Source organism: Cobetia sp. 14N.309.X.WAT.E.A4 (assembly GCF_030397495.1).
Taxonomy (GTDB): domain Bacteria; phylum Pseudomonadota; class Gammaproteobacteria; order Pseudomonadales; family Halomonadaceae; genus Cobetia; species Cobetia marina.
The window spans coordinates 61,092-73,302 of sequence record NZ_JAPNXT010000008.1; the positions used below are offsets into that span (position 1 = coordinate 61,092).

The 12,211-nt window shown below is 62.3% G+C and carries 11 protein-coding genes; all 11 read left to right on the plus strand.

What is annotated here, in order from left to right; translation table 11 throughout:
* The first annotated feature begins 147 nt into the window (after nucleotides 1-147).
* The 11 genes from rpsB to lpxD all read left to right on the plus strand — a co-directional run bounded on the left by rpsB (nucleotide 148) and on the right by lpxD (nucleotide 11,973).
* Nucleotides 148-882, plus strand: coding sequence for a 30S ribosomal protein S2 (gene rpsB, locus OW493_RS12005; protein ID WP_065392491.1), 735 nt, complete (start codon nucleotides 148-150; stop codon nucleotides 880-882).
* A 179-nt stretch (nucleotides 883-1,061) separates the two neighbouring features.
* Nucleotides 1,062-1,931, plus strand: a complete 870-nt coding sequence (tsf, locus tag OW493_RS12010) for a translation elongation factor Ts (RefSeq protein WP_065392492.1) — start codon at nucleotides 1,062-1,064, stop codon at nucleotides 1,929-1,931.
* A 115-nt stretch (nucleotides 1,932-2,046) separates the two neighbouring features.
* Entirely contained in the window at nucleotides 2,047-2,784 is a 738-nt protein-coding gene (gene pyrH / locus OW493_RS12015) for a UMP kinase (protein ID WP_240499639.1), read from the plus strand.
* Nucleotides 2,785-2,788: 4 nt separating this feature from the next.
* Nucleotides 2,789-3,346 carry a ribosome recycling factor gene (gene frr, locus OW493_RS12020; protein WP_077377825.1) on the plus strand — a complete coding sequence of 186 codons (558 nt, stop codon included), beginning with the start codon at nucleotides 2,789-2,791 and terminating at the stop codon, nucleotides 3,344-3,346.
* A 55-nt stretch (nucleotides 3,347-3,401) separates the two neighbouring features.
* Nucleotides 3,402-4,145: a polyprenyl diphosphate synthase gene (gene uppS, locus OW493_RS12025; protein WP_084207816.1), complete on the plus strand. Its 744-nt coding sequence runs from the start codon at nucleotides 3,402-3,404 to the stop codon at nucleotides 4,143-4,145.
* On the plus strand, nucleotides 4,145-4,948 hold the full coding sequence (locus tag OW493_RS12030; protein ID WP_084207817.1) for a phosphatidate cytidylyltransferase: 804 nt from the start codon (nucleotides 4,145-4,147) through the stop codon (nucleotides 4,946-4,948). Before uppS ends, OW493_RS12030 begins: the two co-directional genes overlap by 1 nt.
* An 11-nt stretch (nucleotides 4,949-4,959) precedes the next feature.
* Nucleotides 4,960-6,180, plus strand: a complete 1,221-nt coding sequence (gene ispC, locus OW493_RS12035; RefSeq protein WP_289864293.1) for a 1-deoxy-D-xylulose-5-phosphate reductoisomerase — start codon at nucleotides 4,960-4,962, stop codon at nucleotides 6,178-6,180.
* Nucleotides 6,181-6,268: 88 nt separating this feature from the next.
* On the plus strand, nucleotides 6,269-7,624 hold the full coding sequence (gene rseP / locus OW493_RS12040) for a sigma E protease regulator RseP (protein WP_084207818.1): 1,356 nt from the start codon (nucleotides 6,269-6,271) through the stop codon (nucleotides 7,622-7,624).
* 258 nt (nucleotides 7,625-7,882) lie between these two features.
* Nucleotides 7,883-10,219, plus strand: coding sequence for an outer membrane protein assembly factor BamA (gene bamA / locus OW493_RS12045; RefSeq protein ID WP_170877460.1), 2,337 nt, complete (start codon nucleotides 7,883-7,885; stop codon nucleotides 10,217-10,219).
* A gap of 117 nt (nucleotides 10,220-10,336) precedes the next feature.
* Nucleotides 10,337-10,849 (plus strand): OmpH family outer membrane protein, encoded by a 513-nt coding sequence (locus tag OW493_RS12050; RefSeq protein WP_077377836.1) that lies wholly within the window; start codon nucleotides 10,337-10,339, stop codon nucleotides 10,847-10,849.
* A gap of 86 nt (nucleotides 10,850-10,935) precedes the next feature.
* Entirely contained in the window at nucleotides 10,936-11,973 is a 1,038-nt protein-coding gene (gene lpxD, locus OW493_RS12055) for a UDP-3-O-(3-hydroxymyristoyl)glucosamine N-acyltransferase (RefSeq protein WP_077378183.1), read from the plus strand.
* Nucleotides 11,974-12,211: the final 238 nt, after the last annotated feature.

The window sequence follows — 12,211 nt, forward strand, 5'->3', positions numbered from 1 at the left end:
CCGGGCATCTGGCCGAGGCGACATTGAAAGGACTGACGTACATAACCCCAATCCACACACGTTCCGTCACATGGTCCCGGGTGCCGCGCAAGCGGTCGGATCCATGGGGGACGTGGAGGCCCAACCCGATATCCAGGAGATATTCACATGGCGCAAGTCAACATGCGCGATCTGCTCAAGGCAGGCGCACACTTCGGTCACCAGACCAAGTACTGGAACCCGAAGATGTCCAAGTTCATCTTCGGCGCTCGCAACAAGATCCACATCATCAACCTCGAGCACACCCTGCCGGCGCTGAACGAAGCCGTGTCAGTGGTCGAGAAGATGGCTGCCAATGGCAACAAGATCATGTTCGTGGGCACCAAGCGCGCTGCCGGCAAGATCATCAAGGAAGAAGCTCGCAAGGCTGGCCAGCCGTACGTCAACCATCGCTGGTTGGGCGGCATGCTGACCAACTTCAAGACCATCCGTCAGTCCATCAAGCGCCTGCGCGAAATCGAGCAGATGCATGAAGACGGTACCTTCGCGAAGCTGACCAAGAAAGAAGTCCTGATGGCCACTCGTGAGCAGGACAAGCTCGAGCGTTCCATCGGCGGTATCAAGGAAATGGGCGGCCTGCCGGACGCCATGTTCGTGATCGACGTTGACCACGAGCGCATCGCGATCAACGAAGCCAACAAGCTGGGCATCCCGGTCATCGGCGTCGTCGATACCAACTCCAATCCGGACGGCGTGGACTACGTCATCCCGGGTAACGATGACTCCATCCGTGCCATCCAGATCTATGTCCAGGCAATTGCAGGCGCCTGTGGCAAGAACAAGGAAGAAGAGCTGGCCGGTGAGTTCGTCGAAACTGCGGCTGAAGAAGACGCAGCAGAGTGATCCTGGCGGCTTGATCTGACTGTCACACACGCTGCGCTACACTAAGTGCGGCATGGCCTAGCCAAGCGGCAGTCAGGTCAGGCAATGAGGGGGCCACGGCCCCCTCATTTGCGACCGCTCAAGCGGTCGTGACCGAATTCCCGTATTCAAAGACGTCGACACGACAGAGGTTTCATCCCATGGCAGCTATCAGCGCATCTATGGTCAAGGAACTGCGTGAGCGTACTGCGCTCGGCATGATGGAATGCAAGAAGGCTCTTACCGAAGCCGGTGGCGACATCGAGCTCGCGATCGAGAACCTGCGCAAGAACTCCGGCCTGAAGGCCGCCAAGAAAGCTGGCCGTGTGGCCGCTGAAGGCGCCATCGTCATCAAGGTCGCCGACGATGCCAGCTATGGCGTGATGGTCGAAGTCAACTCCGAGACCGACTTCGTCGCTCGCGATGACAACTTCCAGGCCTTCACCAAGCTGATCGCCGACCGCGTGTTCGAGACCAAGAACACCGATATCGCTTCCCTGATGGAAGGCGAGCTGGAAGACACTCGTGGTCAGCTGGTTCAGAAGATCGGTGAGAACATCTCCGTGCGTCGCGCCGAGCTGGTCGAAGCGCCGGCCGGTGGTGTCGTCGGTGGTTACGTCCACGGCGGTCGCATCGCGGCTCTGACCCTGCTGCAGGGCGGCACCGCTGACGCGGCCAAGGACGTCTCCATGCACGTCGCAGCCGTGAACCCGGTCTGTGCACGTCCGGCAGACATGCCGCAGGAACAGATGGACGCCGAGAAGGCCATCATCCTTGCTCAGCCGGACATGGCTGGCAAGCCGGCGGAAATCGCCGAGAAGATGTCCCAGGGCCGTCTGAAGAAGTACCTGGCTGAAAACAGCCTGACCGAACAGCCGTTCGTCAAGGACCCGAACCAGACCGTCGCCGAGTTCGTCAAGGCTGCCGGCGGTGAAGTGGTATCCTTCGTGCGCATGGAAGTCGGTGAAGGTATCGAGAAGGAAGAAGTGGACTTCGCAGCTGAAGTCCGTGAGCAGGCCAGCCGCGCGTAAGGGCTGACTGTTTTCGCTTCTCACGATGGCGTGCGCTTAGTCGCACGCCATCGTGTATCTGGCCCCCGCCTTCGGGCCGCCCCGTCCCCGTATGTCAGTATCAGGAGAAATTCGCATGGCCACCATTTCCGCTGAACGCAATGCCAAGTACAAGCGCATACTGCTCAAGCTTTCCGGTGAGGCCCTGATGGGCGATGGCGAGTTCGGCATCGACCCCAAGGTGCTGGATCGCATGGCGCTGGAAATCGGTCAGCTGGTGGGCATCGGTGTCCAGGTCGGCATCGTGATCGGCGGCGGTAACCTGTTCCGTGGCGCGGCCCTGCAGGAAGCCGGCATGGAACGCGTGACCGGCGACCACATGGGCATGCTGGCCACCGTCATGAACGGTCTGGCGCTGCGTGATGCACTGGAGCGTTCCAACATCCGCTCTCGCGTCATGTCTGCCATCCCGATGAGTGGCGTGGTAGAACATTACGACCGCCGTACCGCGATCCGTTATCTGACCTCGGGTGACGTCGTCATCTTCTCCGCCGGCACCGGCAACCCGTTCTTCACCACGGATTCCGCCGCCTGTCTGCGTGGCATCGAGATCGATGCCGATGCCGTCATCAAGGCGACCAAGGTGGATGGTGTCTACGACAAGGACCCGGTCAAGTTCCCGGATGCCGTGAAGTACGAGAGCCTCAGTTATGACGACGCGCTGGAGCAGAAGCTCGGCGTGATGGATTTGACCGCCATCTGCCTGGTGCGTGACCATGACATGCCGGTACGGGTGTTCAACATGAACAAGGTAGGCGCGCTGCTCAACCTGGTGGTGGGTGGCAAGGAAGGCACGCTGATTGATAGAGGGTAAGATTGTGATCAACGATATCAAGAAAGACGTCGAAGCACGCATGAAGAAGACCATCGAGTCCCTCGGTGCCGCCTTCAGCAAGATTCGTACCGGTCGTGCGCATCCGAGCATTCTCGATGCCGTGACGGTCGACTACTACGGTAGCCAGGTGCCGCTGAATCAGGTGGCCAACATCACCACCGAAGATGCGCGCACCCTGACTGTCGTGCCGTGGGAAAAGCCCATGGTGCCGAAGGTCGAGAAGGCCATCATGACTTCTGACCTGGGTCTCAACCCGTCCACCGCCGGTGACGTGATTCGCGTGCCGATGCCGATGCTGACGGAAGAGACGCGTCGTGGTTACACCAAGCAGGCGCGTGCAGAAGCGGAAAACGCCCGCGTGGCGCTTCGCAATGTGCGTCGTGACGCCAATGGCGACATCAAGAGCCTGCTCAAGGACAAGGACATCTCCGAAGACGATGCACGTCGCGGAGAAGACGAGATCCAGAAGCTGACCGACAAGTATGTGGCGGAAGTCGACAGTGCTCTGGAGCACAAGGAAACTGACCTGATGCAGGTCTGATCGGGTCTGCCGCCGGCACCCTGTCGGCGGCATCCGGTGCTCGTAGCGAGACCCCATGACGTCACCGAATTCCCTCTCCACGCCACGCCATGTGGCGATCATCATGGACGGCAACAACCGCTGGGCGAAATCCCGCGGCTGGGCTGGTATCCGTGGCCATCGTGCCGGTGCCGAGACCGTCCGCAGTACCATCCGTCGCGCTGCCGAGCAGGGCGTCGAGGTACTGACCCTGTTTGCTTTCTCCAGCGAGAACTGGAAGCGTCCGGCCAATGAGGTCAGTGCGCTGATGGAGCTGTTCCTCATGGCGCTCAAGCGTGAGGTCAAGAAGCTTCATCGACACGACATACGCCTCTCCGTGATCGGGGAGCGCAGCCGCTTCTCAAGCTCCATCCAGAAACATATCCGCAGTGCCGAAGAGATGACGCGCGACAATCGCGGCATGCATGTGGTCATCTGCGCCAACTACGGTGGCCGCTGGGACATTGCCGAGGCTGCCCGACGTCTGGCGACGCAGGTCGAGCGAGGCGAGCTCAAGGCCGCGGATATCGACGAGTCCCGCCTCGGGGCCGAGGTCTGTCTGAGTTCGCTCCCGGAAGTGGATCTGTGCATTCGCACCAGTGGCGAGCAGCGTATCTCCAACTTCCTGCTCTGGCAGCTGGCCTACGCCGAGTTCTACTTCTCGCCGGTGCTGTGGCCTGATTTCGACTCGGCGGCCTTCGATGAGGCGCTCGATGCCTATGCCCAGCGTCAACGGCGCTACGGCATGACCAGCGAACAACTCGACGCCGAGGGGCTCTAGTGCTCAAACAACGAATCATCACCGCGCTCATTCTCGCCCCGCTGGCGCTGTGGGGGCTGTTTGGCCTCGACGGTGCCGCCTTTGCGGTCATGACCGGGGGCGTGGTGGCACTGGCCGCCTGGGAGTGGGCCAATCTTGCCGGCGTGCGTGCCGGCGCGGCGCGTCTGCTGTTTCCTGCCTGCATGGCGCTGGCGATGCTGCTGGTGTGGTGGGCGGATGCCTCCCAGGCTCGCTGGCCGCTCTATCTGGCGGCGCTGGCATGGGCCGTCAATCTGCGCTGGGTGATGCATTACCCCGAAAAGCGTCAGGAATGGCATGCCACCGGCATGCGACTGGGTGTCGGGGTCCTGGCACTGTTGCCGACCTGGTTCGGCTTTCTCCAGCTCAAGACCAGCGGTGGCGAGTGGCTGCTGTACGTGCTGCTGATGGTGTGGGCGGCGGATATCGGTGCCTATTTCTCCGGCAAGCGATTCGGCAAGCGCAAGCTGGCGCCACGTGTCAGCCCGGGCAAGTCCTGGGAAGGTGTCTACGGCGGGCTGGTCGCCACCGGATTGCTGGCCACCGGCTATGCGCTGGCAGGGCAGGCCGACTGGCTGCCGCTGCTGCTGGTCACGCTGGGCGTCACTGGCGTCTCGGTGCTGGGAGACCTGCTGGAAAGCATGTTCAAGCGCGAGCGTGAGATGAAGGACTCCAGTCAGCTGTTGCCGGGGCACGGCGGCATCATGGACCGCATCGATAGTCTGACGGCGGCCGTGCCGTTGTTTGCGCTACTGTTGCCCTGGGTGCTGGGAGGTGGTGCGTGATGGCGGGTGACATGTCCTCCAATGCGCCGGTGCAGCGCATCACGATTCTGGGGGCCACCGGCTCCATCGGCTCCAGCACGCTGGATGTGATCTCGCGCCATCCGGAGCGCTATGTGGTGCATGCATTGAGTGCCGCCACGCGCCATGAGGCATTGCTGGAGCTGTGCCTGGTCCATCGACCTCAGGTGGCGGTGATCGCCTCCGCCGAGGCGGCGCTGTGGCTCGGTGAGGCGCTCGAGGGCGTCGAGAGCTACCAGGGCACGCCCATCGAGGTACGTCACGGTGAGCAGGCGCTGGTGGACATCAGCGAGGCCCCCGAGGTCGACAGCGTGATGGCGGCCATCGTGGGTGCTGCCGGGCTGCTGCCGACTCTGGCCGCGGTGCGTGCGGGAAAGCGCGTCCTGCTGGCCAACAAGGAGGCGCTGGTGTGTGCCGGCCAGTTGTTCATGGATGCGGTGAAGCAGCACGGTGCGACGCTGCTGCCCATCGATTCCGAGCACAACGCCATCTTCCAGTGCCTGCCGCCCGAGCATCGCGAGGGGCTGGCCCCCATCGGGGTCGAGAAGCTGCTGTTGACTGCCTCGGGTGGCCCGTTCCGTGACGAGGCCGAGTGGCCTGCCGAGCGCCTGGCGACGGTGACGCCGGACGAGGCCTGCGCGCATCCCAACTGGTCGATGGGGCGCAAGATCTCCGTCGACAGTGCCACCCTGATGAACAAGGGGCTGGAACTGATCGAGGCCTGTTGGCTGTTCGCCTGTGGGCCCAACGACATCCAGGTCGTCGTGCATCCCCAGAGTGTCATTCACTCGATGGCGGCTTACAGTGATGGTTCGGTGCTGGCCCAGATGGGCAATCCCGACATGCGCACGCCCATCGCCTACGCGCTGGCCTGGCCAGAGCGCATCGATGCCGGCGTCGAGCCGCTGGATCTTTTCCAGGTGGCGCGACTCGACTTCCGTGCCGCCGATGAGACGCGCTTCCCGTGTCTGCGTCTGGCGCGTGAAGCCATCGCGGCAGGCGGCACCTGGCCTGCAGTGATGAATGCCGCCAATGAGGTGGCAGTGGCAGCCTTCCTTGAGGGCCGCCTGGCCTTCGATCGTATCCCGGTGGTGGTGGAAGCCGTCATGCAGGCTCGCCCGCCCCTGGCGGTGGATGGTCTCGAGGTGATCCTGTCCGAAGATGCCGCGGCACGTGAGTTGGCAGCCGCCCAATTGGCCCTCGTCGGGCCCTGAAATCCTATCTTGCACTGTCTTGTCACTTTCCTTGTGGGCGTGACAGGGCAGGCTGCCCATCTCGGGCACCAATTTCCAGGAGCGCGTGATGGGTGTGATCCAGAATATTCTTGCCGTGATCGTCGTGCTGGGGGTGTTGATCACCATCCATGAGTACGGTCATTTCTGGGTCGCGCGTCGTTGCGGCATCAAGGTGCTGCGCTTCTCCATCGGTTTCGGCAAGCCGTTCTGGTCGTGGACGGACCGCCACGGCACGGAATACGGTGTCGCGGCCATTCCATTGGGCGGCTACGTCAAGATGCTGGATGAGCGCGAGGGGCCAGTCGACCCGTCGGAGCGCCATCTGGCCTTCAATACCAAGTCCGTCTGGAAGCGCATCGCCGTCGTCTCGGCAGGGCCGCTGGCCAATTTCCTGCTGGCGATTCTGGCGTACTGGGCGCTGTTCGTCGCCGGTACCACGACCGTGGTGCCGATGGTCGGAGCGGTGGCGCCGGACTCTCCTGCAGGGCGTGCCGGGCTGACGCCCGATGCGGAAATCGTCGCCATCAATGATCAGCCGACACCAAGCTGGGAGGCGATCAATCTGCGCCTCATCGGCGCGATAGGGGACGACCAGCTGACGATCACCACCCGTGCTCCGGGCGCCAGTGCCTCGCGTGAACAGACACTGGATGTCGAGCGCTTCCTGGTGGATCAGGATCCGCCGCGTCCGCTGGTCACGCTGGGCATCACCGCCTGGCGGCCCCAGCTGCCGGCGGTGCTGGGGCGAGTGCTGGAGGACGGTGCGGCGCAGGCTGCCGGCTTGAAGGCGGGAGACCGTATCGTCAGCATTGATGGCGTGCTGGTGGTGGACTGGATCGACTTCGTCGAGCGGGTGCGCGGTGCGCCGGGCGAGACGCTGTCCGTGCTGGTGGCGCGTGATGGCAAGGAAGAGACGCTGTCACTGACGCCCGCGAGCAATGCGCTCGATGACGGGCGTGTCGTGGGGCAGGTCGGCGCCGGTGTCGAGAATGTCAGCTGGCCGGAAGAGTATCAGCGTGAGCTCAGCTATGGGCCCCTGGCTGCCGTGGGGCAGGCGGTGAGCAAGACCGGCGAGATGACGGTGCTGACGCTGGACTCCATCCGCAAGATGCTGGTGGGCCTGATCGCGCCTTCCAATCTGTCCGGACCGATCACCATCGCGCGGATCGCCGGTGATACGGCTCGCTCCGGGCTTGAAGCCTTCCTGGGCTTCATGGCGTATCTGTCCATCAGTCTCGGGGTATTGAATCTGCTGCCGATTCCGGTGCTGGATGGCGGGCATCTGCTGTTCTATCTGGTCGAGGCGGTGCGCGGCAAGCCACTGTCCGAGAAGGTGCAGAATGCCGGGCTCAGGATCGGCATGGCGCTGGTCGGGTCGTTGATGTTCATGGCGATCTATTTCGACCTCATGCGTCTGTGGTAACCACCAGGATGGCGAAGACGGGGTGCCTCAGGATTGCCTCGCGTTTCCTGCAAGATGAACCAGAGCTGAACTGTCGCCCCTCATGAGGGTCAATTCATTGCACGGGCTGGCCAACATGGCCAACTCCCGTCATCATGCCCACACGACTTCGGCCCCGATTGCCGACCCCCAGGGGTGCTGTCTTGTCAGTAGCCAGGGGTTGTGTATAAGGTGCCTGTTTATCCAAGCGGGCGGAATCCAGAGAAGCGAAGCGACTGCATGAAACTCAAGACCATTGGATTGGCAGCTGCGCTGCTCGGGGCCAGTCAAGGCGCCTTGGCCGCGTCTTTCAAAGTATCCGACATCCGGGTAGAAGGCCTTCAGCGCGTGTCTGCGGGCACCGTGTTCAACGCCTTCCCCGTCTCCGCTGATCAGACCGTCGAGGATGATGATCTGTCCTCCGCGGCGCGCCAGCTGTTCGACACTGGCCTGTTTGATGATATCCGCCTCAAGCGTGATGGCGATGTGTTGATCATCGACGTGGTCGAGCGCCCGACGATCTCCAAGATCGAGATCGACGGCAACTCGCAGATTCCCGACGAGGACCTGCGCAAGGGCCTCAAGGAAGCCGGGCTGGCCGAAGGTCAGGTGTTGCAGCGCTCCACCTTGGAAGAGATGCAGCGTGAGCTGGAGCGCGTCTACCAGGCGCAGGGCCGCTACAGCGCTCGCATCGAGACCTCGGTGGAAACCCTCGAGCGCAACCGTGTTCAGGTCAATATCGACGTCAAGGAAGGTGCGGTCGCCAAGATCCACCAGATCAACATCGTCGGCAACTCCGCCTTCGATGACGAGACCCTGCGTGAACAGCTCGAGCTGGAAGACCGCCCGAGCTGGTTCTTCGGCTGGTTCTCCGACGACGAATACTCGCGCGAGAAGCTGACCGGGGACATCGAGACGCTCAAGTCCTGGTATCTGGATCGTGGTTACGTGAACTTCCAGGTGCGCTCGACCCAGGTGTCCATCTCGCCGGACAAGTCCGAGATCTTCGTCACCATCAATGTCGACGAAGGCAAGCCGTACAAGATCGGTGAGATCGGTTTCGCCGGCGACATCAAGATGAAGGAAGAGAGGGCGCGTGATCTGGTCAAGCTCGCTCCGGATGCCCTCTATTCCCAGCGTGATGTGACGGCTTCCAGCGAGGCCCTGCGTCAGGCATTGGGAGCCGACGGCTTCGCCTTCGCCAAGGTCAACGCCGTGCCTGAGGTCAATGAAGAGAGCGAGACGGTGGATCTGACCTTTGCGGTCGACCCCGGCAAGCGCGCCTACGTGCGTCGCATCAACTTCAAGGGCAATACCACGACGGCCGACGAGGTGCTGCGTCGTGAGATGACCCAGCTCGAGGGTGCGCCTGCCTCGACGGACAAGATCAAGCAATCCAAGCAGAAGCTCGAGCGCCTCGGCTTCTTCAAGCAGGTCGATGTGGACACGCGTCCGGTCGCCGGCGAGCCGGATCAGCTGGACGTCAACTACAACGTCGAGGAACAGCCGTCGGGCTCGATCTCGGCGTCGGTCGGCTTCTCTCAGGGTGACGGGGTCATCTACGGGGTGGGGCTGTCGCAGAAGAACTTCCTGGGCACCGGCAACGAAGTCAACATCAATGCCCAGAAGTCCGATGACTACACCAATGTCAGCTTCGGCTATACCGACCCGTACTGGACACTGGATGGCATCTCGCGTGGCTACAACCTGTTCTACCGCAAGGTGGATTACGACGATGATGACGATGTCGCCAGCTACGCGACCGACAGCTTCGGCGGTGGCATCAACTTCGGTTACCCGATCAACGAACTGTCGCGCCTGAATTTCGGTGCCGGTTACGAGTTCGTGCGCGTCAAGGACTTCGATGACAGCCCCGCCGAGGTCACGCAGTACATCAGTGATGAGGGCGAGGATTTCAACCTCTACAAGCTGACCGCCAGCTGGTCGCGCAACAATCTCAACCGCGGCATCCTACCCACGGCGGGCAGCTCGCAGCTGCTGTCACTGGAAGTGGCAGTGCCCGGCTCCGATGCGGACTATTACAAGTTCCGCTACAAGGGGCAGAAGCTGTTCGAACTGCATGATGACTGGTCGCTCAAGTTCCGGACCGAACTTGGCTATGCCAATTCGTTCTCCGGCGATACCTACCCGTTCTTCAAGAACTTCTATGCGGGTGGTCTGGGCAGCGTGCGTGGTTACAGCTCCAACACCCTGGGTCAGGCATCCACCGAGGTCGATGACGGTGATGACGATACCCTGGGCGGCAACATCCTGGTCGAGGGCGGGATCGACCTGATCTTCCCGATGCCCTTCGTCAAGGACAAGCGCAGCGTCCAGCCGTCGTTCTTCGTGGATGCGGGGAATACCTATCTGACGTCCTGCTACGATGTCGGCTCCAGCTATTCCAGTTCCTGTGAGAGTGGCGTGGACCTCGGCGATCTGAATTACAGCGCCGGTATCGGCCTGTCATGGATCACGCCGGTTGGCCCGCTGACCTTCAGTGTCGCGCAGCCCATCGGTGACGATGACGACGACGACACCGAGATCTTCCAGTTCTCACTGGGCCAGACCTTCTAAGGCGGACATGACGCCACACCGGTGGGCAACCGATGTGGCGTCATGTCCCCGCTGCCGGCGCCGCCGTTCCTGTTCTGGCGTCGGTCACCGAACAACAGGCCTACAAGGAGTTTTATGATGCGTAAATTGACCCGCGCACTGTGTCTGGCAGGCGGCCTCGCAGCCTTTGCGACCCCGATGATGGCCCAGGCCACGGAAGTGGCGGTCATGGACTGGCGCCAGGCGCTGTTGAGCTCCGATGCTGCCCAGCGCTCCATGAATCAGCTCAAGAATCAGCTGGCTGGCAAGCAGGATCAGGCCAAGGCGCTGGCCAAGGAGCTTGAGACCATGCAGAACAAGCTGCAGAAGGATGGTGCGGTGATGTCGGATTCCGAGCGCCAGTCACTGCAGCAGCAACTGCGCCAGAAGGGCGGGCAGTTCCAGCAGCTGCGCGGCCAGGTCCAGCAGCAGCAGCAGCAGGCCGAGCAGGCATTCCTCAAGCAATCCAAGCCCAAGCTGGACAAGGCCATTCAGCAGGTCGTCGACAAGCACGGTGTCGAGCTGCTGGTGGACCGCAGTGCCACGGTCTACAGCAAGGATGGTCTCGACCTGACCGATGAGGTCACCCAGGTCTTCAACTCGCTCAACTGATGTCGTCGCGCGTCACGGCGCGCGATGCCAGCATTGAGCATGCCTACGCGAATGCGAGCCAGCGGCGCCCGACGCCTAGAGACAGCATGAAAAAGCAACAATTCTCCTACACTCTCGAGGATCTGGCTCAGCGGCTGGGTGCTCGACTCGTTGGCGACCCGAACGTTCGGGTCTCTGGTCTGTCGACGCTGGTGGACGCGGCGCCAGGCGATATCGCCTTCCTCGCCAATCGCGCCTACCTCAAGTATCTCGCGGACTCTCAGGCCACGGCGGTGCTGCTGCACGAGAGTCATCTCGACGAGTGCAAGAGCCATGCGCTGGTGCTGGACAATCCTTACCTGGCCTATGCCGAGCTGTCGCGGTTGTTCGATCCCATGGCACAGGCACCGCAGGCCAGCGTGCATCCCAGTGCAGTCGTCGATGAGACGGCCACGCTGGGCGCGAATGTCGAGATCGGCCCGCAGGTGGTGGTCGGCCCCGGTGTCAGTATCGGGGATGGCTCCCGTCTCCAGGCCGGGTGCGTCATTGGCGCTGACAGCGTGCTGGGCGAAGGGTGTTTGCTGCATCCCAATGTCACGCTCTATCACGGGGTGGTCATCGGGGCGCGGGCAGTCCTGCACAGTGGCTGCGTGATCGGTGCCGACGGCTTCGGTTTCGCCCACGACGGCAAGGGCTGGCACAAGATCGCCCAGCTGGGTGGCGTGATGATCGGTGATGATGTCGAGGTCGGCAGCTGCACCAGCATTGACCGAGGAGCACTCGGCGACACCATCATCGGCAATGACGTCAAGATCGACTCCCAGGTCCAGATCGCGCACAACGTGCAGATCGGAGATCACTCGGCGCTGGCCGGCTGTGTCGGCATCGCCGGTTCCACCAAGGTGGGTCGCTACTGTCTGATGGGCGGTGGCGTGGGGCTTGCCGGGCATCTGGAAATCTGTGATGGCGTGCAGGTCACCGGCATGAGTCTGGTGACCAATTCCATCACCAAGCCGGGCGTGTACTCGTCGGGTACCGGGGCGATGGACAATGGCCTGTGGCGCCGCAATGCCGTGCGTTTCAAGCAGCTGGATCAGCTCGCACGACGTCTGAACCAGGTCGAGAAGGACTTGAAGGACAGGTAGCGCTGCTCTGGCACCGCGGCAGGTGCCAGCAGGCGTTGTCCATGAGGCAGTGGTCGCTGGTTTTGTGCCTTGTGCCGAGCGCCTGTCCAGGCAGGTCATCTCGTCAGCCCGGCGACTCTGGGCAATGAGCGGCTGCCAGTCGCGCGCAAGGACGCTATAATGCGCGCCATTGCCAGAACGGCGGTCCGGACCGTCATTACATGCCTGCCCGAGTGCGGCAGGCATTTCGTTATTTCAG

What these genes read in the sequence shown, in the direction of transcription:
- rpsB (WP_065392491.1), top strand. Translation starts at nt 148, where the DNA reads ATGGCGCAAGTCAACATGCGCGATCTGCTCAAGGCAGGCGCACACTTC.
- tsf (WP_065392492.1), top strand. Translation starts at nt 1,062, where the DNA reads ATGGCAGCTATCAGCGCATCTATGGTCAAGGAACTGCGTGAGCGTACT.
- pyrH (WP_240499639.1), top strand. Translation starts at nt 2,047, where the DNA reads ATGGCCACCATTTCCGCTGAACGCAATGCCAAGTACAAGCGCATACTG.
- uppS (WP_084207816.1), top strand. Translation starts at nt 3,402, where the DNA reads ATGACGTCACCGAATTCCCTCTCCACGCCACGCCATGTGGCGATCATC.
- ispC (WP_289864293.1), top strand. Translation starts at nt 4,960, where the DNA reads ATGTCCTCCAATGCGCCGGTGCAGCGCATCACGATTCTGGGGGCCACC.
- rseP (WP_084207818.1), top strand. Translation starts at nt 6,269, where the DNA reads ATGGGTGTGATCCAGAATATTCTTGCCGTGATCGTCGTGCTGGGGGTG.
- bamA (WP_170877460.1), top strand. Translation starts at nt 7,883, where the DNA reads ATGAAACTCAAGACCATTGGATTGGCAGCTGCGCTGCTCGGGGCCAGT.
- OW493_RS12050 (WP_077377836.1), top strand. Translation starts at nt 10,337, where the DNA reads ATGCGTAAATTGACCCGCGCACTGTGTCTGGCAGGCGGCCTCGCAGCC.
- lpxD (WP_077378183.1), top strand. Translation starts at nt 10,936, where the DNA reads ATGAAAAAGCAACAATTCTCCTACACTCTCGAGGATCTGGCTCAGCGG.